This window comes from Aquimarina sp. Aq78 (assembly GCF_900299525.1).
GTDB lineage: Bacteria > Bacteroidota > Bacteroidia > Flavobacteriales > Flavobacteriaceae > Aquimarina.
The window spans coordinates 1-1,906 of sequence record NZ_OMKA01000027.1; the positions used below are offsets into that span (position 1 = coordinate 1).

1 protein-coding gene is annotated in these 1,906 nt (G+C 44.7%); it reads left to right on the forward strand.

The genetic code is table 11. From position 1 onward, the window contains the following. A partial coding sequence (locus DG435_RS19500; RefSeq protein WP_159098266.1) for an HYR domain-containing protein occupies positions 1-1,906 on the forward strand: 1,906 nt, incomplete at both ends.

Below are 1,906 nucleotides of genomic sequence, written 5' to 3' on the forward strand. Positions count from 1 at the left end.
GTTACTTTAGGAACCCCAACTACAGGAGATAATTGTGCTGTAGCCAGTACAACCAATGATGCACCAGGAGTTTTCCCGATAGGAGATACAACAGTGACCTGGACAGTAACAGATAGTTCAGGAAACACAGCTACCTGTACGCAAACTGTAACCGTAACCGACAATATCGACCCAACGATCAGTTGTCCAGCCACAGTAAATGTAAATGTAGATGCTGGTCTATGTACAGCCAGTGGTGTTACTTTAGGTACACCAACTACAGGAGATAATTGTGCAGTAGCCAGTACAACCAACGATGCACCGGGAGTTTTCCCGATAGGAGATACGACAGTCACCTGGACAGTAACGGATAGTTCTGGAAACACAGCTACCTGTACACAAACTGTAACCGTAACCGACAATATCGACCCAACAATCAGTTGTCCAGCCACAGTAAACGTAAATATTGATGCTGGTCTATGTACTGCGAGTGGTGTTACTTTAGGTACTCCTACTACAGGAGATAATTGTGCTGTAGCCAGTACAACCAATGATGCACCAGGAGTTTTCCCATTAGGAGATACGACAGTGACCTGGACAGTAACGGATAGCTCAGGAAATACAGCTACCTGTACGCAAACCGTAACGGTAACCGATAATATCGATCCGGTAATTGCATGTCCAGCCACAGTAAACGTCAATGTAGATGCTGGATTATGTACAGCGAGTAGTGTTACTTTAGGTACCCCAACTACAGGAGATAATTGTGCTGTAGCCAGTACAACCAACGATGCACCTGGAGTTTTCCCATTAGGAGATACGACAGTCACCTGGACAGTAACAGATAGTTCTGGTAATACAGCTACCTGTACGCAAACTGTAACCGTAACCGACAATATCGACCCAACAATCAGTTGTCCAGCCACAGTAAACGTAAATGTTGATGCTGGTCTATGTACCGCGAGTGGTGTTACTTTAGGTACTCCGACTACAGGAGATAATTGTGCAGTAGCCAGTACAACCAACGATGCACCAGGAGTTTTCCCATTAGGAGATACGACAGTCACCTGGACAGTCACGGATAGTTCAGGTAATACAGCTACCTGTACACAAACGGTAACCGTAACCGACAATATTGATCCGATAATTGCATGTCCAGCCACAGTAAATGTAAATGTTGATGCTGGTCTATGTACAGCGAGTGGTGTTGCTTTAGGTACACCAACTACAGGAGATAATTGTGCAGTAGCCAGTACAACCAACGATGCACCGGGAGTTTTCCCGATAGGAGATACAACAGTCACCTGGACGGTAACAGATAGTTCAGGTAATACAGCCATTTGTAACCAAACGGTAACAGTGACAGATAATATTGATCCAACGATCAGTTGTCCAGCCACAGTAAATGTAAATGTTGATGCAGGCTTATGTACTGCGAGTGGTGTTGCTTTAGGTACTCCGACTACTTCAGATAATTGTGCAGTAGCCAGTACAACCAATGATGCACCAGGAGTTTTCCCGATAGGAGATACAACAGTGACCTGGACAGTAACAGATAGTTCAGGAAACACAGCTACCTGTACACAAACCGTAACAGTAACCGATAATATAGATCCAACAATCAGTTGTCCAGCCACAGTAAATGTCAATGTAGATGCTGGTCTATGTACTGCCAGTAGTGTTGCTTTAGGTACTCCGACTACAGGAGATAATTGTGCTGTAGCCAGTACAACCAATGATGCACCGGGAGTTTTCCCATTAGGAGATACTACAGTCACCTGGACAGTAACTGACGGTTCTGGAAATACAGCTACCTGTACACAAACGGTAACAGTGACGGATAACATTGATCCAACGATCAGTTGTCCAGCAACCGTAAACGTAAATGTAGATGCTGGATTATGTACAGCGAGTAGTGTAGCTTTCG